The sequence below is a fragment of the Leifsonia sp. fls2-241-R2A-40a genome, from assembly GCF_030209575.1.
In the GTDB taxonomy this organism is placed as follows: Bacteria; Actinomycetota; Actinomycetes; order Actinomycetales; family Microbacteriaceae; genus Leifsonia.
Genome location: NZ_JARVRS010000001.1, coordinates 1,670,576 through 1,692,712, shown reverse-complemented (window position 1 = coordinate 1,692,712; position 22,137 = coordinate 1,670,576). Strand labels below are relative to the sequence as shown.

The 22,137-nt window shown below is 66.7% G+C and carries 19 protein-coding genes and 2 pseudogenes; 18 read left to right on the top strand and 3 right to left on the bottom strand.

Annotation, left to right across the window (positions count from 1 at the left end; translation table 11 throughout):
* Positions 1-80: 80 nt before the first annotated feature.
* Positions 81-383: a helix-turn-helix transcriptional regulator gene (locus QRN40_RS08540; RefSeq protein ID WP_285115148.1), complete on the top strand. Its 303-nt coding sequence runs from the start codon at positions 81-83 to the stop codon at positions 381-383.
* A gap of 345 nt (positions 384-728) precedes the next feature.
* Here the strand turns inward: QRN40_RS08540 and QRN40_RS08535 are convergent, their stop codons facing one another.
* Positions 729-1,034 carry a hypothetical protein gene (locus QRN40_RS08535; protein ID WP_285115147.1) on the bottom strand — a complete coding sequence of 102 codons (306 nt, stop codon included), beginning with the start codon at positions 1,032-1,034 and terminating at the stop codon, positions 729-731.
* A gap of 424 nt (positions 1,035-1,458) precedes the next feature.
* On the opposite strand from QRN40_RS08535, the pseudogene QRN40_RS08530 reads away from it, so the two are divergent.
* From QRN40_RS08530 to QRN40_RS08510, 5 genes and pseudogenes are all read left to right on the top strand, one after another.
* Positions 1,459-2,527: pseudogene (locus QRN40_RS08530) on the top strand (IS110 family RNA-guided transposase).
* A 399-nt stretch (positions 2,528-2,926) separates the two neighbouring features.
* Complete coding sequence (locus QRN40_RS08525; RefSeq protein ID WP_285115146.1) at positions 2,927-3,778, top strand: ArdC-like ssDNA-binding domain-containing protein; 852 nt, start codon at positions 2,927-2,929, stop codon at positions 3,776-3,778.
* A gap of 325 nt (positions 3,779-4,103) precedes the next feature.
* Positions 4,104-5,168, top strand: coding sequence for a sodium:calcium antiporter (locus QRN40_RS08520; protein ID WP_285115145.1), 1,065 nt, complete (start codon positions 4,104-4,106; stop codon positions 5,166-5,168).
* A 116-nt stretch (positions 5,169-5,284) separates the two neighbouring features.
* A complete protein-coding gene (locus QRN40_RS08515) occupies positions 5,285-5,572 on the top strand; it encodes a hypothetical protein (protein WP_285115144.1) in 288 nt (95 codons plus the stop codon).
* Positions 5,573-5,680: 108 nt separating this feature from the next.
* Positions 5,681-6,175, top strand: coding sequence for a MarR family winged helix-turn-helix transcriptional regulator (locus tag QRN40_RS08510; RefSeq protein ID WP_285115143.1), 495 nt, complete (start codon positions 5,681-5,683; stop codon positions 6,173-6,175).
* Positions 6,176-6,226: 51 nt separating this feature from the next.
* On the opposite strand, the gene QRN40_RS08505 is transcribed toward QRN40_RS08510, so the two are convergent.
* Complete coding sequence (locus tag QRN40_RS08505; RefSeq protein ID WP_285115142.1) at positions 6,227-7,087, bottom strand: flavin reductase family protein; 861 nt, start codon at positions 7,085-7,087, stop codon at positions 6,227-6,229.
* A gap of 485 nt (positions 7,088-7,572) precedes the next feature.
* Between QRN40_RS08505 and QRN40_RS08500 the strand changes: the two genes are divergently transcribed.
* The 10 genes from QRN40_RS08500 to QRN40_RS08455 all read left to right on the top strand — a co-directional run bounded on the left by QRN40_RS08500 (position 7,573) and on the right by QRN40_RS08455 (position 19,198).
* Positions 7,573-8,340, top strand: a complete 768-nt coding sequence (locus QRN40_RS08500; RefSeq protein ID WP_285115141.1) for a glucose 1-dehydrogenase — start codon at positions 7,573-7,575, stop codon at positions 8,338-8,340.
* On the top strand, positions 8,337-10,139 hold the full coding sequence (locus QRN40_RS08495; RefSeq protein WP_285115140.1) for a glycoside hydrolase family 15 protein: 1,803 nt from the start codon (positions 8,337-8,339) through the stop codon (positions 10,137-10,139). The genes QRN40_RS08500 and QRN40_RS08495 overlap by 4 nt, the downstream gene beginning before the upstream one ends.
* An 18-nt stretch (positions 10,140-10,157) precedes the next feature.
* Positions 10,158-11,474 (top strand): NAD(P)/FAD-dependent oxidoreductase, encoded by a 1,317-nt coding sequence (locus tag QRN40_RS08490; RefSeq protein WP_285115139.1) that lies wholly within the window; start codon positions 10,158-10,160, stop codon positions 11,472-11,474.
* Entirely contained in the window at positions 11,471-11,926 is a 456-nt protein-coding gene (locus QRN40_RS08485) for a hypothetical protein (protein WP_285115138.1), read from the top strand. The genes QRN40_RS08490 and QRN40_RS08485 overlap by 4 nt, the downstream gene beginning before the upstream one ends.
* Entirely contained in the window at positions 11,923-12,570 is a 648-nt protein-coding gene (locus QRN40_RS08480; protein WP_285115137.1) for a gluconate 2-dehydrogenase subunit 3 family protein, read from the top strand. Before QRN40_RS08485 ends, QRN40_RS08480 begins: the two co-directional genes overlap by 4 nt.
* On the top strand, positions 12,567-14,231 hold the full coding sequence (locus QRN40_RS08475; RefSeq protein ID WP_285115136.1) for a GMC family oxidoreductase: 1,665 nt from the start codon (positions 12,567-12,569) through the stop codon (positions 14,229-14,231). The genes QRN40_RS08480 and QRN40_RS08475 overlap by 4 nt, the downstream gene beginning before the upstream one ends.
* 26 nt (positions 14,232-14,257) lie before the next feature.
* On the top strand, positions 14,258-16,093 hold the full coding sequence (locus tag QRN40_RS08470; protein WP_285115135.1) for a thiamine pyrophosphate-requiring protein: 1,836 nt from the start codon (positions 14,258-14,260) through the stop codon (positions 16,091-16,093).
* Positions 16,083-17,252 carry an enolase C-terminal domain-like protein gene (locus tag QRN40_RS08465; RefSeq protein ID WP_285115134.1) on the top strand — a complete coding sequence of 390 codons (1,170 nt, stop codon included), beginning with the start codon at positions 16,083-16,085 and terminating at the stop codon, positions 17,250-17,252. Before QRN40_RS08470 ends, QRN40_RS08465 begins: the two co-directional genes overlap by 11 nt.
* Before the next feature lie 66 nt (positions 17,253-17,318).
* A complete protein-coding gene (locus tag QRN40_RS08460; protein WP_285115132.1) occupies positions 17,319-18,047 on the top strand; it encodes an alpha/beta fold hydrolase in 729 nt (242 codons plus the stop codon).
* On the top strand, positions 18,044-19,198 hold the full coding sequence (locus tag QRN40_RS08455; RefSeq protein ID WP_285115131.1) for a GGDEF domain-containing protein: 1,155 nt from the start codon (positions 18,044-18,046) through the stop codon (positions 19,196-19,198). Before QRN40_RS08460 ends, QRN40_RS08455 begins: the two co-directional genes overlap by 4 nt.
* A 528-nt stretch (positions 19,199-19,726) precedes the next feature.
* On the opposite strand, the gene hemQ is transcribed toward QRN40_RS08455, so the two are convergent.
* On the bottom strand, positions 19,727-20,449 hold the full coding sequence (gene hemQ, locus QRN40_RS08450; RefSeq protein WP_285115130.1) for a hydrogen peroxide-dependent heme synthase: 723 nt from the start codon (positions 20,447-20,449) through the stop codon (positions 19,727-19,729).
* 227 nt (positions 20,450-20,676) lie between these two features.
* Here hemQ and atpB point away from each other — a divergent pair, with 227 nt between their 5' ends.
* Complete coding sequence (gene atpB, locus QRN40_RS08445; RefSeq protein WP_285115129.1) at positions 20,677-21,456, top strand: F0F1 ATP synthase subunit A; 780 nt, start codon at positions 20,677-20,679, stop codon at positions 21,454-21,456.
* A 183-nt stretch (positions 21,457-21,639) separates the two neighbouring features.
* Positions 21,640-21,785, top strand: a pseudogene (locus QRN40_RS08440) (ATP-binding protein); the annotation flags it as partial.
* Positions 21,786-22,137 lie beyond the last annotated feature (352 nt).

Sequence of the window (22,137 nt, the reverse complement as noted above, 5' to 3'; positions counted from 1 at the left end):
TTACGCGTTAAACATAACCGGAAATGGAAAACGTGTAAACCATCTCTCCGAACAGAAGAGGATCGCCCTACGCTGTTACGGTGACGCACTGGACATTCCTCACCAATCACGCGCACGTGCTCTTGTGCGTGGCGGAGATTCCCGATGTTCGTGTGCGGGAGATAGCCGCGACCGTGGGCGTGACCGAACGCGCGGCGCAGCGCATCCTGACCGAGCTGGAAGAAGCCGGCTACATCTCCAAGACACGCGACGGACGACGCAACCGCTACGCCATCAACCCCGGCGTGCGCATGCGGCACCCGATGGACCAAGAGCACCACATCGGCGAACTCGTCGACCTTCTCGCCAAACCGCCGGCCGATCCTCCAGCCCGGAATAGCTAAGCAGTTGTGGAGGGAAGCCCGAGTGAACACTCAGCCCGCGCCTCCTCCAAACACTCAACCCGCCCATTCCACGCCTGACGCATCTACGAGGACACCCTGACTGATTCCCGCGCCTCCTTCGGTCTCCGGTGATGGGTCACACCGCTGTGCTGCCAGATCTGATACTCGCGGTCACTTCTTCGTCGATTTCGCTTGAGGAGCGTAAGCGCGACCCACCCCTGGACGCGCACAAATGCCGGAAGGGACCTCGCCGACACCGATCCGAATAGCGACGTCAGACGGTAAGCGGCGCGAGGGCCCCGCCACTCGGGACGTGACCCCTTGCTGCCACATCCGCGGCAAGCGTCAGAGCAGCTCACGCTGCTGCTGCATGCCCGCCGATGGCGCAGCAATCACAAGACCGTAGGGTCCGGCCACCCGGCCCAACCCTACGAACGGCACACACGCGGTCTCCGCGGTCAGTGCGGCAAGCCGGCCGATCAGCGTGCGCGGATCGGCCGCGATCGCCCACCCGTCGGTGGCGTACCGGCTGACCGTCTCCACGCACTCCCGTTTCTCCTCCGCCCTCGGGAAGAGCGAACCAACCACGCCGATCAGTCCGCCTTGCAGTTCCGGCCCCATGTTTCTGGTGTCAATGACGAATACCCGCATCCCAACCACTCCCCTATGTCGATCGTTCTTGTTTGCCTTTCCGGCGGAGAGATCGATTGCGAGTGGGAAGGGGCGGGAGTGCCGGGACCGTGGAATACCGGAGGGAGCGCAGGGAGTGAGGACATGCCGCTGTGAGTCTGGGCTCGGCTGGTCTGGGACTGGCTGGCAGGGTTGGCGTTGGTCGTCGTCGTCCGGTCGTGGCTCGATATGCCGCTGGCCCCGTGTGGGCCTTGCTTTCGACATGTCCGTCCGGGCGAGGTCGGCCGGCGCCACCCGGCCCACCTCGATGACCTGATTAGAAGCCTGCCCGACCTCAACGGTCGTGGCCCGTCACAGTGCTGCCTCGAAGTGACTTCCTCCTGGGCCGGCGCCGGCCGCCGTGCAGCCGAGCCCGTGTTCCATCGAAGGAAGGATCCGATCCGCAATGACTATCGTCGCGCATTCCCGTTCGTTCGTCATCGGCGTGGATACCCACGCGAAGACACACACCTATGCCGTGATCCAGACGGCATCCGGGCAGATGCTGGGCTGCCAGCAGTTCCCGACCACCCCGCAAGGCATTACCCGCGCGATCGCCTGGGCTGGCCGACTGAGTGGAGGCGACGCCGAAGCTCTCTGGGTGATCGAGGGCTTCGCCACCTACGGGGCGAAACTCGCCCGCACCGCCGCCGAGAGCGGATACGAGGTGATCGAAGCACCCCGGATGAACGCGAAAGCCCGGCACGGCATCGGCAAGTCCGACCCGTTGGACGCACACGCCATCGCGACCGCTGTTCTGCCGGTGGAAGAGGACCGGCTGCGCCGTCCCCGCGCCGATGACGGGACCCGTCAAGCGTTGCGGGTGCTGGTGACCGCCCGCGATCAGATGGTGCAGGAGAAGACGATGAACGTTAACGCGCTCACCGCGCTGGTGCGCCAACGGCCTCGGCATCGACGCCCGCCGGCCACTGACCGCAGCCCAGATCGGCCAGGCATCCCGGTGGCAGCACCGCACCGAACCGCTCGCTATCGCCACTGCACGAGGCGAGGCCGTCCGGCTGGCCCGACGCATTCTGGAGCTGGAGGATGCGCTAACCGTCAACCACGCCCGGCTGGCGGAGCTCATCACCGCGAGCCCCGCCGCGCCGCTGCTGGAGGAGACCGGCATCGGCGCATACACCGCCGCGGTCATCATCACCGCGTGGTCCCACCCCGGCCGAGTCCGCAACGACGCCGCGTTCGCCGCCCTCGCCGGCGTGAACCCCATCCCCGCCTCCAGCGGCAACACCACCCGGCACCGCCTCAACCGAGGCGGAGACCGACGTCTGAACAAGGCACTGCACTACATCGCGATCACCCGCATGAGCCGCCACCCCGGCACCAAGGCCTACCTCGAGAAACGCCTCGCCGAAGGACGCAGCCGACGCGAGATCCGCCGCTCCATCAAGGGTTACCTCGCCCGACACCTCTACCGAACCCTCAACACCCTCTACGCCGCCCCCGAGACAACTTGACAAACATAGAAGCGTCGAGAGCCCGGCGCGGAGGACCGGGAACGAGCTGCGATCGGCCGCCGGAAAGACAAACAAAACAGGCCAGGTCAGCGCCGCCGCAGGCGGCTCCACTAAAGGGATGCGACTCTCGGCCCACGGTGCCCAACGGATTACGCGACCAACACTGGTCTGCATCCGACGTGGTCCTGCTGCGCTGGGCAGTCCTATCTAGTGCGGTGTGGGCTGTCCGACCGTTCATCGTAGGTCGCTGACGCACCTTGCCGTTCCAACCGCGCTCTGACGCGCCCTCCGGGCTTATCTCGCCAGAGCGCGGTGGGCACTCCCGGTGCTCCCGCTCCCACCGACTCCCTCTGTCGAACAACCCACACCAAACAGGTTGACCACCAGGGAGCACCGACCATGAAGGACACGACCAACGGGCGGACCGCCGAGCAGCGCAAGGCGCAAGCCGAAGCACTACAAGCATCGCTCATCGAGCAAGTTCAGCTGCTTGCGGACAGCGGGCAATGGCGCCGATTCCTCGACTTCGCCAGATCCTTCCACACCTACAGCCTGAACAACATGCTCCTGATCCTCGCCCAAAACCCGGACGCGACCATGGTCGCCGGGTTCCGGCAATGGCAGGCCAAAGGTCGTCAAGTCCGCAAAGGGGAACATGCGATCAATATATTCGGCTACAGCGCGAAGAAGACCGTCGGAAACGACGACAGCGACTCCGACGCAGTGGAGCGCATCGCGCACTACTACCCCGTGCTGTCCGTGTTCGACATCTCCCAAACCGACCCGATCGACGGCATACCGCTGCCACAAAACCCGATCCACCAACTCACCGGTAAGGGCGATCACGGCGTCATCCGCCCCCTCACCGCACAACTCGAGGCGCTCGGATGGACCGTCGCACGCGCGCCGCTCACCCACGCGAACGGACACACCGACCCCGAGCAACACCGCATTACCCTGAGCCTCGACCTTGCGCCTGAGCAGGCAGCAAAAACCCTCATCCACGAGACCGCCCACCTTCAACTCGGCCACGTGGACGACCTCGATGAGTACCGACACCACCGGGGGCGGATGGAAGTGGAGGCCGAGTCTGTCGCGTACGTCGTCGCCGGCCTGGCCGGTTTCGACACCAGCGCGTACAGCGTCGGTTACATCACCGGATGGGCCAACGAGGACGTTCAGCAAATCCGCGACACCGCATCCCGCGTGCTTCACGCCGCGCACGCCATCACAAGCCTCATCTGCGCTTAGGCTCGCCCGCGAGTGCGCCTAGGACCCCTTCACGTGCAGTTGAATGCTGCCCCGCGCGCTGGACGCTCTCGCGCCCGGCGTGCCGGTGCTTTGATGCCTGCTCGAGCCGCACGAAAGAGCCGGACCCAGCTCCGCAGATCATCCACACTGGCGGGGACGGAACGCGACGCTACGGTTGCGTACACGCAACTACCCGGGGTTTTCAAGGCCGTTCTTCACGCCAACCCAAGGCGTAGCGTGCGGACGTGGATTCACGAGAGAGGACGCTCATGCACGAGGAAGTTGGCGCTCAGTTCGATCGCGCGGTTGCCGCGGCGGTACAGCGATGACCGGATGGCCGATCTGGCTGCTAGTGCTGATCTTCGTGGTGGCGGCTGCGGTGGTTTGGGTTGCTGGCATCCAACTTTCCCGGACCACCGACGTGCTGGACTCTCGCCTGCACATCGGCAGTGCACTCGGCGGCCTCATCGTCCTAGCCGTCGCCACCAACCTGCCCGAAATAGCGATCACAGTCAGCGCCGCACTTTCCGGTGACCTCTCCGTAGCTCTCGGCAATATCCTCGGCGGGATCGCATTGCAAACAGTTGTCCTCGTGATCCTCGACGCGTGGGGAAAGCGCGGTAAGAACGTCCCCCCGCTCACCTATCGGGCGGCATCCCTGGTGCTGGTATTGGAAGCGGTGGTCGTCGTCGCGGTCCTCGCCATCGTGATGGCAGGCAGCCAACTCCCCGCCTTGGTGTTCCTGCGCCTCTCACCGGACGTCGTTCTGATCGCCGTCGTCTGGGTGATCGGACTTCTACTGGTCAAGCGTGCCGGGTCGTCCCTGCCGTGGGAACGAAAGGGAAACGCGCCGGACGCGTCGCCTCATGTCGCGGGGCATCGGCGTAGCAAACCGGAATCTCCCCACCAGCAATGGAGCACCGGGCGGGTCTGGCTGGTCTTCGGCATCTCCGCCCTCGCCACCCTTGCCGCCGGCGTCATGCTCGAAGCCAGCGGAGACGCCGCCTCCAAACAGATCGGACTATCCGGGGTACTCTTCGGGGCCACTGTCCTGGCACTGGCGACCTCGCTTCCCGAAATCTCCACCGGCCTGCAAGCGGTCAAACAAGGTGACGATAACCTCGCCATGAGCGACATCTTCGGCGGCAACGCGTTCCTGCCGGTACTGTTCCTGGTCGCCACCCTCATCTCGGGGCGAGCGGTGCTCCCCCACGCGAACGCCAGCGACGTGTACCTGACTGCCCTCGCCGCACTGCTCACCCTGATCTACTGCGTCGGGCTGGTGTTCCGGCCGACCACACGGGTGCTCGGCATGGGAGTCGACTCGGCCACCGTCTTGGTGACCTACCTTCTCGGGGTCGCAGGACTTTTCGCGGTCACAGGAGCCTAGGCTCACGGAAACGGCGGACATGGCGCCAAGGACGCCGAGAGGCAGCCGCACGGTGGCAAGCAATAGCCACCCGGCCTCAACAGTGGGACAATTGCGTTATCGCAAGCAAGGAGGCGGTGACCATGCTTCAGCATGAACGCGACGAACTCGAAGGCCACTACACACAGGCCGACCCCGAAGCACCAGAAGAGCGCCAAGTGCACGGGCAATACACCGAGCGCGGCGGGATCGGACCCGACGCGGACGTATCCGGAACCTATGTTGGAGCTGACCACGAGGGCGAGGAGCCCCTGGTTCGGAGCACCCACCAGCGCGGCGGCAACTACCCGAAAGCCGACCACAACAGACACGGGAGAACCCGCGGAAGCGCAAACTCGGGATCGGGCGATTCGACCGAGGCCTGACCGCCGTCGCTCGGCGAAGCTTGTCAGTACCTCAGGGTGGATCCTCACCGTTCCCCGGATAGCCACGTCTACGCGCGCGCAAATGATTTTCGGGCTAGAACTGAGAGGGTGAATGCCCAGAATGTGGAAAAGCAGGATGTGAACGCCGCGCTCATCGCGGCGGACGTGATGATGGGCGTCGCAGCGCGATCGGTGGCGGAGGTGGAGGATATCGTCACGTCGCCACAACTGCGGGTGCTGGTGACGATCGCGACCCGGGGTCCACAGAACCTCGGCGAGATCGCCGCCGAGCTGGGCGTTCACGCTTCCAACGCCACACGCACCAGCGAGAAGCTGGTGCACGCCGGTTTGATCGCACGGGCGGAGGATCCGGCCGACCGGCGGTTCGTTCGGCTGACACTGACTCCTCAGGGCGCCGCGCTTGTCGACCAGGTGATCGGGCACCGTCGCGCGGCGCTGGCTGAGGTCTTGGCAGCGATGGAACCTGAGGATCGGGCGCGCGCCACCGACGGCTTTCGTGCCTTCGCCCGTGCCGCCGGGGGGCGACACGGCGACGACGGACGCTTTACCCTGGTGCGTCCCGTCCTCAGCGGCGATGCGTAGCGTAGCCTGACTGGCCCCGCTCGTTTCAGGGCGTCGTGCCTGTGTGAGCGGTTAGCTAGCCGCTTCACAGCAGCGGCATGCGCCGGGCGCCTCCCCCACCGCACCACAATCTGGGCAGATCAGGGCAAGCCAGCAGGCCGGGTCGCCGCCCTCCGACTCAACCGCGCCGCCCACTTTCTTGCCCTCTTCAGCGGGCTCGGGAAGGGCGGCGCCGCGTGCGCCGACCGGTTCGCCGAGCTGGAAGTAGGTCCGGAAGCTGTAAATCATCGGCCGCCATGCCAGCGGGTCGATTCGGTCACCCTCACGAATGATGCTCCTGTCGGCGTGCACCCGGACAACCTCCGCCTCGGCAATCGCATAGTCACCGCTCACCCCTGGCGTCACCCGCCGCACTTCCGCCTCAATCTGCAGCGAGCATTCACGCACCCGCGGCGGGTCGACTAGGTCGGAAGTTTGCGGCGTCAGGCCGGCCGCCGCAAACTTGTCGGCACAGTATGCGTACCGCCCGAGCTTCCCCTCCGGCACCTCCGACCTCCCCGTCAGGTCAGCGATCCGCTCGACCGCAGACCATAGCGCCGGCGACGGGAAGTTCACCGTCAGCTGCGGACGATCGAGAATGTTGGCGAGAGTCTGACCGTCGGTCTCCAGGCCGAGAGCGAGCATCCGTCCGAGCGCCCAGTACGAGGAAGCGGGGGCAAGGTTGGCGGTGCCGTCGCCGTTACTCGAGGCCAGCAGCAGCACGGGAGTGCCCGCGTAGAGATTGGGTGGGCTCACCGCCTGATGCACCCGAGCGTGACCTCGGCCCGGTGCGCCGAGCGGATCAGAAGCGTTCATCGTCGATCCATACGCGTACGCTTCATGTCCCACATCACTTCCATTGCGCAATCGCAAACGTTGCGTGACAATCATCATAGCGATGTGGAAGTGCGCCGTTTCGGTCGGGAGACACTGAATGCCCGATCTCAGCATCCACGCCCGTGTGCCAAGGGCAGCCCGGCGCTTTGGAGTGGCCTCGACCGCAGGGCGAGTCAGCCGCTGCGGGCCGACGGGGCAGATCACCGCAGAACCTCATGCGCGTGCGCATGAGCCACCGGTTGTGTAAACCAACCCGGTGCGGGCGGGGAGGGGACGCCCCAACCCCCTCCCCGCTTCGGTCGGTCGCGACGCCTTCGACGCGGCCAAGCGCGCCTGGAGCGCCGGTTGAGGGACACCGAGGGCCGGAGCGACCGCCTCAGCCTTGCCGGCAGGGAGCCGTCCATCGGGCCACACCTCCTCAATCAGCTTCGCCATCGCTGCCGACCATCACACGCGCCGGGGAGCCGCTGGGTGCTCCCCCGAAAACAGTTGCATTTGCGCAAACGCATGGTTCAATGGGCGGCGGACCGAGGAGGACCATCGTGGACTTGAGTGGCAAGAGCGTTGTCGTGACCGGCGGCAACAGCGGGATCGGCGCAGCGATCGTGCGGTGCGTGGCAGCGGCCGGGGCCGCCGTGGTCATCGATTACGTGGCCCGGCCGGAGGACACGGCGGACTTAGTCGCGGAAATCACTGCCGCCGGCGGTCGCGCCGTCGGTGTCGAGGCCGACGCGAGCTCGCCGGCCGATATCGACAAGCTCATCCAGACCGCCGTCGACGAATTCGGGCACCTGGACGCCTTCGTTAACAACGCGGGCATCGAAAAACGGCACAGCCTTCTGGAGGTCACCGAGGATGCCTTCGAGGAGGTGATGGCCGTCGATCTCAAGAGCGCGGTCTTCGGCACCCAGCGGGCAGCGAAACGGTTCATCGAGCAAGGATCCGGGGGCATCGTCGTGAATGTGTCGTCGGTGCACGAGGACTGGCCGATGCCCGGCAACCTCAGCTACTGCGTGGCGAAAGGCGGGATGCGGATGCTTACCCGCACCGCCGGAGTGGAGCTGGGCCCGCACGGCGTGCGTGTGGTCAACGTGGCGCCCGGCGCGGTGAACACGCCGATCAACAGCGCCACCATGAAGGACGACTCGCTCCGCCAGAAGCTCGAGAACAGCATTCCCCTACGGACGGTGGCAGATCCCGCGCAGATCGGTGACGTCGTTGCCTTCGTGATTTCCGACGGCGGCTCGTACCTGACCGCCACCACCGTTTTCGTGGATGGCGGCATCATGCACGGAAGTGTGGGCCTGTGAGCGCACCGCGGATCGAGGACTATGCGATGATCGGCGACCTGCACACGGCGGCGATGGTGTCGGTCACCGGGTCGATCGATTGGCTGTGCCTGCCCCGGTTCGACTCCGCCGCCTGCTTCGCCGCCCTCCTTGACACCGAGGCGGCCGGACGGTGGCGGATCGCACCCGCCGGTAGCGGTCGTTGCACGCGTCGCCGCTACCGCGGCGACACCCTGGTCCTGGAGACTGAGTGGGAGACCGCCGACGGGGTCGTGCGCATCATCGATTTCATGCCGGTGCGTGACCGGGCGGCCGACCTCGTACGGATCGTCGAGAGCGTTTCCGGGACGGTGGCGATGCAGTTCGAGCTGATACTGCGCTTCGACTACGGGCATGTCGTTCCCTGGGTGACGAAAACGGACCGCGGGGTTCGAGCGGTCGCCGGGCCGGACGCGGTGCTGATCTCCTCAGACGTGCCCCTGGGCGGCCGCGACTTCCGCACCGTCGCCGACTTCACCGTCAACCCGGGCGACCGCGTCGCATTCGCGCTCACCTGGTACCCCAGCCACGAGGAGGAACCAGAGCCAACCGATCCGGAGACGGCGTTGGCCTCGACGGAATTGTTCTGGACCCGTTGGAGCAGTCAGAGCAACGCGTACGGCGCGCATCGCGATGCCATCCAACGCTCACTGATCACCCTCAAGGCGCTGACCTACCTCCCGACCGGCGGCATCGTGGCCGCGCCGACCACCTCCCTGCCGGAGCAGCCCGGCGGGCCACGCAACTGGGACTACCGTTTCTGCTGGCTGCGCGATGCGACCCTCGCCCTGCAGTCGCTTCTGACCGCCGGCTACACCGACGAGGCCAGTTCGTGGCGCAACTGGTTGGTCCGCGCGGTCGCCGGTGACCCCGCAGACCTGCGCATCATGTACGGACTCGACGGCCGGCGCCGCCTCCCAGAACAGGCACTGGACTGGCTGGCCGGGTTCGATCATTCCACGCCCGTCCGTGTCGGAAACGCCGCCGCGGAACAGCTGCAACTCGATGTCTGGGGTGAAGTTCTTGACGGCCTCTCTCTCACCCGCACCACCATCGGCGCAGGCGAGGACGCGTGGGACGTACAGCGCGCCCTCGTCAGCCATCTGGCTGAGCACTGGCAAGAGCCGGACAACGGGCTGTGGGAGATGCGCGGCCCACGCCGCCATTTCACCCATTCGAAAGTCATGGCATGGGTCGCCGTCGACCGCATGATCGACGGCGCCCACCAGTTCAACCTTCCCGGCCCGGTACGCCAGTGGGAGCGGCTGCGGGCGAAAATCCGCCGCGACATCCTGGAAAACGGCTACGACCCGAAGCGGAACACGTTCGTGCAGGCATACGGGTCGAACGATCTGGATGCCTCCCTGCTGCTGATCCCCCGGGTCGGGTTCCTCCCGCCCGACGATCCACGAGTCGTCGGCACAATCGAAGCCATAGAGAAAGACCTCACCGACGACGGGCTGGTGCTGCGCTACCGCCCCCAAGCCAGCGACGACGGCCTCCCGGGCGGGGAGGGGGTGTTCCTCGCCTGCTCGTTCTGGCTGGTGGACGCGCTCATCGGCGCCGGCCGAAGAGACGACGCCGAAGCCTTGTTCCAGCGACTTCTGGATTTACGCAACGACGTCGGCCTGCTCAGCGAGGAATGGGACCCGCACACTGCCCGGCAGCTGGGAAACATGCCCCAGGCGTACAGCCACTTCGCGCTCGTGCGCAGCGCCTTCCACCTGCTCTCCGGCACCACGACCACCACCCAAGACCGCATCCCGATCGGCAAGGAGTGACCGATGACCCCACCCCACGTGCTCGTGCTCGGCGCCGGGTTCGGCGGCTTCACCCTGGCCAGGGCGCTGCGACGGGAGGCCGCCCGGAACCGGCTCCGCCTCACCGTGGTGGACCCGCAACCGTATCTGACCTATAAACCGCTGCTACCCGAGGTCGCCGGCGGCGAGACGCAGCCCCGCGACACCGTCGTCCCCCTCCGCCGCCCTCTCAAACACACCGAGCTGGTGCCGGGGTCGGTCGCCTCGGTTGACACCAGCGGGAAAGTCGCCGTCATCCGCACCCTCGACGGCACGCAGCGGCCCATCCACTACGACCACGTCGTGTTCGCGCTCGGCGCGGTGACGAAGACGCTGCCCATCCCCGGTCTGAGCGAAAACGGAATCGGGTTCTCCAGCATCGAGGAGGCCGCCTTCCTCCGCGATCACGTCCTTGACCGCATCCAGTTCGCTGCCGCCACCAGCGACCCGGCAGAGCGGCGCCGGGCGTTGACCTTCGTGTTCGTCGGCGGCGGCTACACCGGAGTCGAGGCGATCGCCGAGCTCCAACGACTTGCGGTCACGGAATTCCGTCGCTACCCGAAACTGTACGGGGAACGCATGGACTGGGTGCTGGTCGAGGCAGCCGGGCGCATCGCCTCCGAACTCACCGAAAAACTGTCCGGCTGGACGCTCGACCTCCTCCGCCGCCGCGGCATCAGGGTGCTGCTCCACACCGAAATGAAGAGCTGCCATAACGGCGAAGTCGTCCTGAGCGACGGCTCCACCCATGCGTCGGACACCATCGTGTGGGTCGCCGGCGTCACCCCGAACCCGGTCCTCGATCACACCGACGTGCCGCGTGGGCGAAAGGGCCACGTGCAGTGCGATGCGTACCTGCGCGTCGTCCGCAACGACGGGAGCCCCGTCGATGGGGCCTGGGGTCTCGGCGACGACGCGCAGGTGCCCGACCTGACCGCGCAGCAACAGCCCGCGTTCTACCCACCGAACGCGCAGAACGCCATCCGCCAAGCGCGGACACTCGCGCGCAGCCTCCGGAATGTCCTCGTCGGCGACGCGCCTGTCGCATACCGGCACCGGTCCCTGGGCACGCTGGCCAGCTACGGCGGCACGCGCGGTGCCGCAGTCCTGCGCGGGCTGCCGCTGCATGGTCTGCCCGCCTGGGCCGTCGACAAGGTGTACCACGCCCTGGCACTCCCCGGCCCCGGGCGCCGGCTTCGGCTCGTGCTCGGTTGGATCGGCAACGGACTCACCGCCAACCAGACCGCCCCGGTCAGCTCCTTCCCGGACCCGAAACACCGTTTCCGCCAGGCAGCGAAGGAACAGGACAGCAAATGACCCCACGCAAAACCACCACCGCCCTCCATGGCATCGACCGCCTGGTGCGGAACATCGAGACCGGGCGGTTCGAGCGGTCGCTCTCCGGGTTGACCGCGGCCGGATCGCTGGTGACCGCGGCGGAGATCTACTTCGAGCACGACAAGGCGAGCTTCGGCAACCCGTGGATGTGGGCGCCGGTCGCGCTCGGGCCGATCGGCGCCGCGGCCGGTATCGCCGGCGTATTCAGCAAGCGCGCCGCGAAGACCCTGCTGCCGATCGCCGCGGCGACCATCGTCGCGAACGGCCTCCAGGGGACCTACCTGCATGCACGCGGCGTCGCCCAGAAGCCGGGAGGCTGGCGCAACGCCCGGTACAACCTGGAGATGGGACCGCCCCTGCTGGCGCCCCTCCTGGTCACGGTGGTCGGCGGGATGGGACTGCTGGCCGCGATCCTGAGGCGCGAGAAGTGAGCATCCCGCCCGTCCAGCGCGGCGACGACGTGCCGGAGCGGTTCCCCGGGTTCCGCGTGCTGGACGAAGCCCCGCACTGGGACGAGGAGACCCGCGCCGTCGTGCTCGCGCGCGTGGGCCGCCCCTCCGACATCCGCTTCTTCGACGTCGCCGAGCAGGCGACCGCGACCGCGCTGTTCGACGAGCTGCTCGGCCAGGAGGGCGAGGACCGAATCCCCGTGACGGCGATGGTGGATGCGCGGCTCGCCGAGAAGCAGACCGACGGCTGGCACTACGACACCATGCCGGCGGACCAGGAATCGTGGCACCGCACCCTCGCAGCGCTGGACGACGATGCCCGGGAGGCGCACGGCTGCGTCTTCGCAAAGTGCGACCACGAGCAGCGCCGCGACGTGCTGGAGGCCGTGCACACCGGCGACGGCGACTGGCACGGCCTCCACCGCGGCCAGGTGTGGAGCCTGTGGACCCGCTACGCGTGCACCGCGTTCTACAGCCACCCCCGCGCCTGGGACGAGATCGGCTTCGACGGCCCCGCCTACCCACGCGGCTACAAGAACCTCGGCGTCGGCAAGCGCGAGCCGTTCGAGGTGGAGGATGCGCATCCCGCGCAGCTGCCTATCACGACGGTGGGAGGCTACTCGTGACCTCACTCCGCGGAGCCGCGACGGCGGCTCTGGACGGGGTCCGCGACCGCAACGCGTCGGCGTGGCTGCTCACCGCCGACGGGTCGCGCGAGCGCCCGGACCTCCGCGACAGGATGCGGCGCTACGCCGACACGGACGAGGTGGACGTCGCGATCGTCGGCTGCGGCGCCGGAGGTTCGGTGCTGCTCCAGCGCCTGGCGCGTGCCGGCTGGAGCGCGGTCGCGTTCGACGCCGGCCCGTTCTGGGACCCGGGGCGCGACTGGGTCAGCGACGAGGCCGGGTCGCACCACCTCTACTGGACGGAGCCGCGCCAGATCGGCGGCGGTGACCCCGTCCCGCTCGGCTCCAACAACTCCGGTCGCGGCGTCGGCGGGTCGATGGTGCATTACGCCGGATACGTGCCGCGCTTCCACCCCAGCGACTTCCGCACCCGGACGAACGACGGCGTGGGCGCCGACTGGCCCATCGCCTACGACGAGCTCCGCCCGTTCTACGAGGACATCGAGAACGAGCTCCCCGTCGCCGGCGAGGACTGGCCGTGGGGCGACCCGCATTCCTACTCGCACGGTCCGCATCCGGTCTCCGGCAACGGCGAGACGTTCCTGCGTGGGGCGAACGCGGCCGGGATCACGGCGAAGGTCGGCCCGGTCGCGATCACGAACGGGCGATTCGGGCACCGGCCGCACTGCATCTACCGCGGCTTCTGCCTTCAGGGATGCAAGGTCAACGCGAAGGCGTCGCCGCTCATCACGCACATCCCGGACGCGCTCGATCACGGCGCCGAGGTGCGTGCCGACTGCATGGTCTCCTCCATCGAGGTGGATGAGCGCACCGGCCGGGCGATCGGCGTGCACTACTTCCGCGACGGCGTCGCGCGGTTCCAGCGGGCGCGGATGGTCGCGATCGCCGGGTACTCCATCGAGACCCCGCGGCTGCTGCTCAACTCTGCGTCGAAGCGCTTCCCGGACGGCCTCTGCAACGACTTCGACCAGGTCGGCCGCTACCTGATGGTGCAGGGTGCACCGCAGACCGCGGGCCGGTTCCCCGACGAGATCCGGATGTGGAAGGCGCCGCCCCCGGAGGTCTCCACCGAGGAGTTCTACGAGACCGACCCCACCAAGCCCTTCAAGCGCGGGTACTCCATCCAGACCGTGTCGCCCCTCCCGATCACCTGGGCGGAGCACGTCATGGCGCAGGGCCACTGGGGGGCCGACCTGCGCCGATACATGTCCGACTACGTGCACTGGGCGTGCCTCGGTGCGCTGTGCGAGTTCCTGGCCCAGCCGGACAACCGCGTGACGCTGGCCGACGAGACCGACCGCTACGGCCTCCCCGTCGCCCACTTCGCCTACACGCAGTGCGACAACGACCGGGCGCTCGCAAAGGCGGCGCAGGCGACCATGGAGCGCATCCTCGAGGCCGCCGGCGCACAGGAGACCATGACCGTGCAGCGCTACGCCCACCTCGTCGGCGGCGCCCGCATGGCCGCCAACGAAACGGAAGGGGTTGTGGACAGGGACTGCCGGACGTTCGCCGTCCCCAACCTGCTCATCACCGACGGGAGCGTGCTGCCCACCCAGGGCAGCGCGAATCCCGCCCTCACCATCATGGCCGTAGCCGCCCGCGCGGCCGACCGGATCATCGAGCGCCCGGAACCCTGAATCGGGCGACCTAAGGAGAGACACACATGGCACAGACGGTCAGCGAGTTCGTGATCGGGCGGTTCCGGGAGTGGGGCGTCCGGCGCGTGTTCGGGTTCCCCGGTGACGGCATCGGGGAGTTCGACGGGATGCTCGGCAAAGCCGAGCGGGCGGGCGAAGGCCTCGAGTACATCCGGCCCACCCATGAGGAGATCTGCGCCCTGATGGCCACCGCGCACGCCAAGTTCACCGGCGAGGTCGGCGTCTGCATCGCCACCTCCAGCCCCGGCGGCTTCCACATGATCAACGGCCTGTACGACGCCAAGATGGACAACCAGCCGGTCGTCGCGATCGTCGGGCAGCAGGGTCTCAACTCCTTCGGCACGTTCAACCAGCAGGAGAGCAACCTCGAGCAGGCGTTCTCGGACGTCGCCGAGTACGTGCAGACCATCGTGTCGCCGGAGCAGGCGCAAGCGGTCGTCGACACCGCCTTCCGCGTCGCCATCACGCGCAAGCAGCCCTGCGTCATCATCCTCCCCCACGACGTGCAGGGCATGAAGATGGCCGAGCCCGGAGCCGAGATGTGGGTGTCCCGGTCGAGCGCCGTCGCACCGTCCACCGCCATCGCGCCTCCGGTCGAGCAGCTGCAGGCCGCCGCCGACATCATCAACGCCGGCGAACGCGTCACCTTCCTCGTCGGCGCCGGAGCCGACGGCGCCACGGATGAAGTCCTGCAGGCAGCCCGGCTGACCGGTGCCGGCGTCATCACGACGCTCCGCGGCAAGCAGGTCGTGCCCGGCGACGTCCCGTTCCACACCCAGCAGGTCGGCCTGCTCGGGTCCCGGCCCAGCTACGACCAGATGCAGGACTGCGACACGCTCGTGCTGCTCGGCACCAACTACCCCTACGGCCAATTCCTGCCGAAGACCGGCCAGGCCCGCGCAGTGCAGATCGACCTGCGGCCGGAGCAGCTCGGCCTCCGCTACCCGACCGAGGTCAGCATCTGGGCCGACGTCAAGACCGCCCTCGCCGGCCTCCTCCCGCTCCTGCGTCAGAAGGAGGACCTCTCCTGGCAGGAGAATGTGGCCGACAAGATGCGCGACTGGGACGGCGAGCTCGCCGCCCAGGCCGAGAAGCACTACGACGACGGCGTCAACCCGCGCAAGGTGTACGCCGAACTGAACAAGCGCCTCCCGGCCGGTGCGATCGTCACCTGCGACGCCGGCACCACCGCCGACTGGTACGGCCACTACATCCGGCTCCGCGACGGAATGCGCGGCGACCTCTCCGGACGCCTCGCCACCATGCTCGCCGCCATGCCCTACGCCGAGGCCGCCAAGTTCGCCTACCCCGACCGCACCGTCGTCTGCACCATCGGCGACGGCGCTTTCCAGATGCTCGGGATGAACGAGCTCATCACCCTCAAGAAATACCTGTCGCGCTGGGACGACCCGACATTCGTGGTGCTCGTCCTCCACAACGACGACCTCACGCAGGTCTCCTGGGAGATGCGCACCGAGGACGCCAACCCCGTCTGGTCGACCTCGCAGGACGTCGAATCCGTCGACTACGCCGGCTGGGCGCGCCTACTGGGCTTCCAGGGGATCACCGTCACCTCAGACTACGAGGTGGAGGCCGCCTGGGACACCGCACTCGCGCACCGCGGCGTCACCGTCATCGACGCTCACACCGGCAAGAACATCCCCCCGCTGCCACCACACATCACCTACGAGTTCGCAAAGAACACCGGCCTCGCCCTGCTGAAGGGCGACCCCGACGGCCTCGGCGCCATCAAGGACTCGGCCACCTCGCTCATCACCGAGGGGGTGGAACGGGTCAAGGACGCCCTGCACCCAGACCACGGCGACGACCATGGGAACTGAGGACGGGGCGCGGCTCCGCGCACTCACAATTGACGCGTTCCACATCCCCACGGCGACCTTCGGCAGGAAGCGGCCCGAAAGCGACGGCACCATCACCTGGAACTCCACCGGCCTGATCGTCGTACGCCTGACGGCCGGCGACACGACCGGGCTCGGTTTCAGCCACGCCCCCACCGCCACCCTGGGAGTCATCCGTGACATCCTCTGGCCAGTGATCGATGGGATGGACACCCGCGACACCGAGCGCATCTTCTGGGCAATGGCGCGGGCCGTCCGCAACACCGGGTGGCGGGGTCTCTGCGCCGCCGCGATCTCGGCCGTCGACATCGCGGTGCACGACCTGGCCGCCCGCCTTGCCGGAGTACCGCTCACCCAGTATCTGGGCGGCGCGCACCACACCATCGCCGCCTACGGCAGCGGCGGCTTCACCGACTACACCGACCACGAACTGACCGAACAGCTGGGCTTGTGGGCCGAGCACGGACTGCGCGCCGTCAAGATGAAAGTCGGATCCCAGCCGGACGACGACCCGCGCCGCGTCGCCCTCGCCCGCGAAGCCATCGGGCCTCACGTGGAGCTCTTCGTCGACGCGAACGGCGCCTACGAGCGCAAACAAGCCCTCCACCTTGCTGATCGATTCGCCGACCTCGGCGTGACCTGGTTCGAAGAGCCGGTGTCCAGCGACGACCGCACCGGTCTGCGCCTGCTCCGCGATCGGATGCCCGCCCCGATCCGGGTCGCCGCCGGCGAATACGGGTACACACCCGCCGACTTCCGCGACCTCATCACACCAGGCTGCGTCGACGTGCTGCAAGCCGACGCCACCCGCTGCGGCATCACCGGGTTCCGCATCGCCGCCTCACTCTCCCGCACACACGGCATCCCCCTCAGCGCCCACACTGCTCCCGCCTTGCACGCTTCCGTGGCCGCCGCATTCGACGGCGCAATCAACGTCGAATACTTCCACGACCACGCCCGCATCGCCGGAGCCCTCTTCGACGGTGTCCCAGCCCTCCGCGGGGGCGAACTCGTACCGGACCGCTCAGCTCCCGGGCACGGGCTCGAGCTCAAGGAAGCGGACGCCCAACCGTACCGGGTCGCATCGTTCACCCGGTCAACTACTGACACGGCCGCCGGGAACACGCCGCACACCGAGTAAGAACGACCAGAGAGGAACACAATGACGTATCGGCTGGTTCGGCTTCCCAGCGGCCGAGAAGTAGGTATGACCGGGCTCGGAGATCCCGCCGGCGAACGCCTTGCCGTACTCCTTCACCCGACCCCCGGCGCCTCCGGTTTCGACCCGGCACCCGATGTGACGGCGCGCTCCGGCCTTCACCTACTGACCTTCGAACGCCCAGGCTACGGGGCAACGGAACAAGAAATCATCAGCGTGGCCGGATGGGTCGACGACCTCGCCGGTTACCTGCGCGAAGCCGAAGCGAGCGCGCGAGAGCGCCCTGCGCACACCACCTACGGTGGAATCGGCGTCATCGGGTGGAGAGAAGGCGGAATCTACGCAGCCGCACTCGCAGCCCGCCACCCGCAACTCGTCGACAGGCTGGCCTTGGTGGCAGCACCCGCGCCATCACGAGCAGCAAACGGCCACCCAGTAGAAGGCCCCCTCACCGCAACGGCGATGTCAGAGCAGCCCCTCGGCTACCCCGACCGAGTGCGGCGCATGCTGGCGACCGCTTCCACGCAAGGAGACGCGGGAGCAGTCGCCGACCATCGGGCCTTCGAAGAACGCGGCGCGTCCGAGCTTCGGATCGAAGCCGACACGCTGATCCTCTACGGTACCAGTGACCCATACGCGACCGTACAGGACGCACAGTGGTACGCCCACGCCGCGCCCCGAGCACAACTCCAGCGGGTGGACGGGGGTGCAGACATCATCGGACGGCACTGGCAACGCATAATCGACTTCATCCACGCTGACGCCACCCGCGCATGACGGAGGACACCGGCGAGCAGCTCTATCACCCGACCCCCGTGCGGTCTTCTGACTACCACCCGGTGGTGTCATCGTGCACGCGAACCAGACCTCTGCGCAGTGGGTTCAAACCGCCCGAACGAGACGGCGACAACGGAATCCTGCGCGCCGCTCAACGCCGCGCCACAGAAACCGAAACCAGGACGCGCGTCCTCCAAAACGCCGCCGCCACGTTCGGCATCAGCGACTCGATCGATGACGTGGCCAGCGCCCTGACGCAGATCGCACGCGAAGACGTCGGCGCCGAAACAGCAGCAGTGTTTCTCAACAATCGGCAAGCTCAGTTGCTCGCCGGCGCCGTCCCATTCGACTCTGAGTCGTTCCCCGTAGTGCCACCTGGTGGGTGGATCTCTTCCGAATCCCGAACCTGGTCGCGCAGCATTGCCACCACGGACCCGGATGTAGTGGCGGCACTCGACGGCGCCCATCTCGAATCCCTGCTCATTGCGCCGCTTCTTCGCGGGCGCGAAGTCGTCGGTTCCTTGGCTTGCTTCTTCTCCCGCGAACAGGCAGCGGACCCCCACACCGTCTACCTGGTAAGCGCGCTATGTCGGCAGGCCGCGCAAGTCCTGGCGCAGCTCAAGCTGCAAGCCGAGCTCGCGGCGCTTGCGTTGTACGACCCGCTCACCGGGCTCGCCAACCGGATCCTGCTGCGAACCCACATCAGCAGCAGCGTCCAAACGGTCGGCAGTGACCTAGAGTCACTCGCGTTGATCTTCATCGACCTAGACAGTTTCAAATCGATCAACGACAAGTTCGGCCACAGTGCCGGCGACGCCGTCCTGGCCACCGTCGCATCCCGCATCACCGGCAGTGTGCGATCCGGAGACCTCGTGTGCCGGTTCGGAAGAGACGAATTCATCGTCGTCTGTCAGCACACCACCCAAGTCGAAGCACTCGCCGTCGCCGAGCGCATCCGCACCGAGATCAAACACCCAAGCCAGGGTGACGGGTGGACGACGCCCCTTACTGCGAGTGTCGGCGTCACCGTCCACCCCCCGGACACCAGCAACACCCTGACCGCAACGGACCTGCTTCGCACCGCGGACCAAGCCATGTACCGATCCAACAACCGGGGCAAAGACCGGGTCAGCCTTATCACTCACCCGTGAATTCGAGAACCGAAATCCGTTTAGTGACTCCGGTTGCCGCCGAATGCGCTTCTGACTTGGGGACCAGCTAGATCCGCCACTCGCCGAATGCGTCCTCGTCGAACACCACGGTCTCCACTCCGACCGCGCCAGCCGACTCCACCTCGTCCTGAGGTGGAGCGTCTCAAACCGCACTGGCACACCGCGCGTCACCAAGACCCGAACCTCTCGCCCATTCAAGGGACGCGCGATGAACTCGCCACCGCGCGCAATGGCAGAACGGATCGCGACTTCTGTGGCCTGCGGATCCGCCAACGGACCGTACCGAGTCCCGTGGACCCTCACATACGACCAAGTCACTCCAACTCAACTCATCCTCGGGATAGGCAAGACCGCCCCACGTAGGACGACAACGCTTGCGCACGCGCAATTTCGGGTAACCTTACCAGTGGCCCTCGCTTCGGCGCAGAGGCGCAACAAGTGCCCGACAGCGCACCGGCTGGCGACGCTCAACCGCGGCCGCTTCGGACGCGGCATCGAGCGCGCGGGCTAGTGAAGGATCTCCACGACGTGCGCCGGCTCGACACGGCGCCCCGTGAAGAAGGGGACCTCCTCGCGCACGTGACGCCGCGCTTCCGTCTGCCGCAGGTCGCGCATCAGGTCCACGAGGTCGGTCAGCTGATCCGACTCGAACGCGAGGATCCACTCGTAGTCGCCTAGCGCGAACGACGCCGCCGTGTTGGCCAGCACGGAACGAAAAGCGGCACCCTTCCGGCCATGCTCAGCGAGCATTCGCCCACGCTCCTCAGCCGTCAGGAGATACCACTCTCGACTACGAACGAACGAATAGACGGTGAGCCACGCTTTCGGCGCGTTACCGCGCAAGAAACCGGGCACGTGCGTCTTGTTGAACTCAGCCTCGCGGTGCACAGCCATGGCGTTCCACGTGGGAAGCAACCGTCTGAACAGGCGGGTGGCGCGCAGCTGACGTAACCCCCACTGCAGCCCCTCTGCATCGGGACCGTGCAGCCAGATCATGATATCAGCGTCGGCGCGCAGGCCTGAGACATCGTACAGGCCACGGGTGGTGACGTTCTCCCGCCCCAGTTCGGCGATCACCCTCTCGAGCTCCTCGACGACGTTCGACACGTCCGCGCCCACGAGATGGTCGACACGGACCGGAGCCTGGCGCAGCACAGCCCACAGCGCAAAACCACCAGAGACCTCGAAAACGTTAGCTTGATCCGTTGTCCTGGGAGCTGGGTTGCTCACGGTTAAACCCTTTCCTCGTCTGCGTAGGCGCGCGCGGGCACCAGATCAGCAACCGCAGTTCTCCTAGCCTGGCGACCCGCATGCGGGAACACCACGCGTCTGCGGTTTCGCAATCTTTGCGTGCCCGCAATTAACACTACTAGGATAGTGGCACCGCCGTCGGAGACCGCCGCGCAGCCCCACGACGATCAGGGTCCGCGCCCGAATGCCTCGAAAGTAGACTCCAAGTGATCCTCGCCGACTCCGGATTCTCCGGACCGTCCATCAACGAGTTCTTTCCACCCGCTCTCTTGTTCGCAGGAACTCCGTTCGAGATCAACCGCGTCACAGTCATCCGCCTGGTAGCCACCCTCGCCGTCATACTCGTGTTCGGTCTGGGCACATGGCGGCTGAAGCTCGTACCCGGGCGCTGGCAGAGCATCATCGAATTCGGCCTTGACTTCGTCCGCGTCAACATCGCTGAGGACCTCTTAGGGAAGAAAGACGGTAGACGCTTCCTCCCCCTTCTGACGACGATCTTCTTCATGGTGCTGTTCTTCAACCTCACCAGCATCGTCCCGGGCCTTAATCTGGCAGGCTCGTCGGTAATCGGAGTGCCCTTGGTGCTCGCCATCGCCAGCTATGTCGCGTTCATCTACGCCGGTATCCGGCACAGCCCGGCCGGCTTCTTCCGCAACGCACTCTTCCCACCTGGGGTGCCATGGCCCCTGTACATCATCGTCACACCCATCGAAGTGATCTCGACGTTCCTGATCCGGCCAGTGACCCTGATCCTCCGGTTGATGATGAACATGGTTGTTGGTCACTTGCTGCTCGTGCTGTTCTTCTCCGGCACCGAATGGTTCCTGTTCGAGGCCCCCGGCTTGTTCAAGCTGTTCGGCATCGGCACCATGGTCTTCGCGTTCGCGTTCACGCTGATGGAAATCCTCGTCGGCGTATTGCAGGCGTATATCTTCGCCCTGCTCACCGGTGTCTACATCCAATTGGCGGTCGCGGAAACCCACTGATCTCGCGGTCGTCCTGCTTGAAATGGCCCCGCTGTTTATCATGGGCCTCACCCTCGGTAGGGTGGCCGCGCGCACAGCTGAATCGGGACGGCTTGGATACCATAACCGACCAGTCGACGATCGAAAAGCTCGAGGGCCGGCCTGATTCCAGATGCTTTCCGCTTGATCACGTCTCCTCGGTGCGAGGAGAAAGCCTCCGTCGCGATCGCCTCCAACGAGCGTTCTTCGGCTGGACCAAGACCTTCACAGATCCCAGCCTCTGCGCTGCGATCGTCGACTGGCTCACGTTCAACGGCCACATCATCAAAACCGCCACCGACTCCTGCTGACCCCAGCACACCCGGACCGCGAGAGGTCGGCCGAGTTAGTTGACCCGGCAGAACGCGAACCGGTCTGCGGGCGAGTGAACATACAAGTCGTAGCATCGACAGCCGGGCAGCCACTGCTGGCCATCGACCGCACGCAAGTAGAAGCCCTTGGGATATTCGACATCATCACAGCGCGGGGCTGAAGCCACTACCAGAGCGCCCTCCGGGGAATGTCCAGCGGACAGCACAGAGTTGGGCTATTCGGCCTGCACGGACCCCGCCGACCTCAAATATGGGTCCGTCTCGGGTGGACACAGTTTGAGCCCCTGATCCGCCGCAGCGGAAAAGATCTCGGGCAGCGTCCCGCCATCCG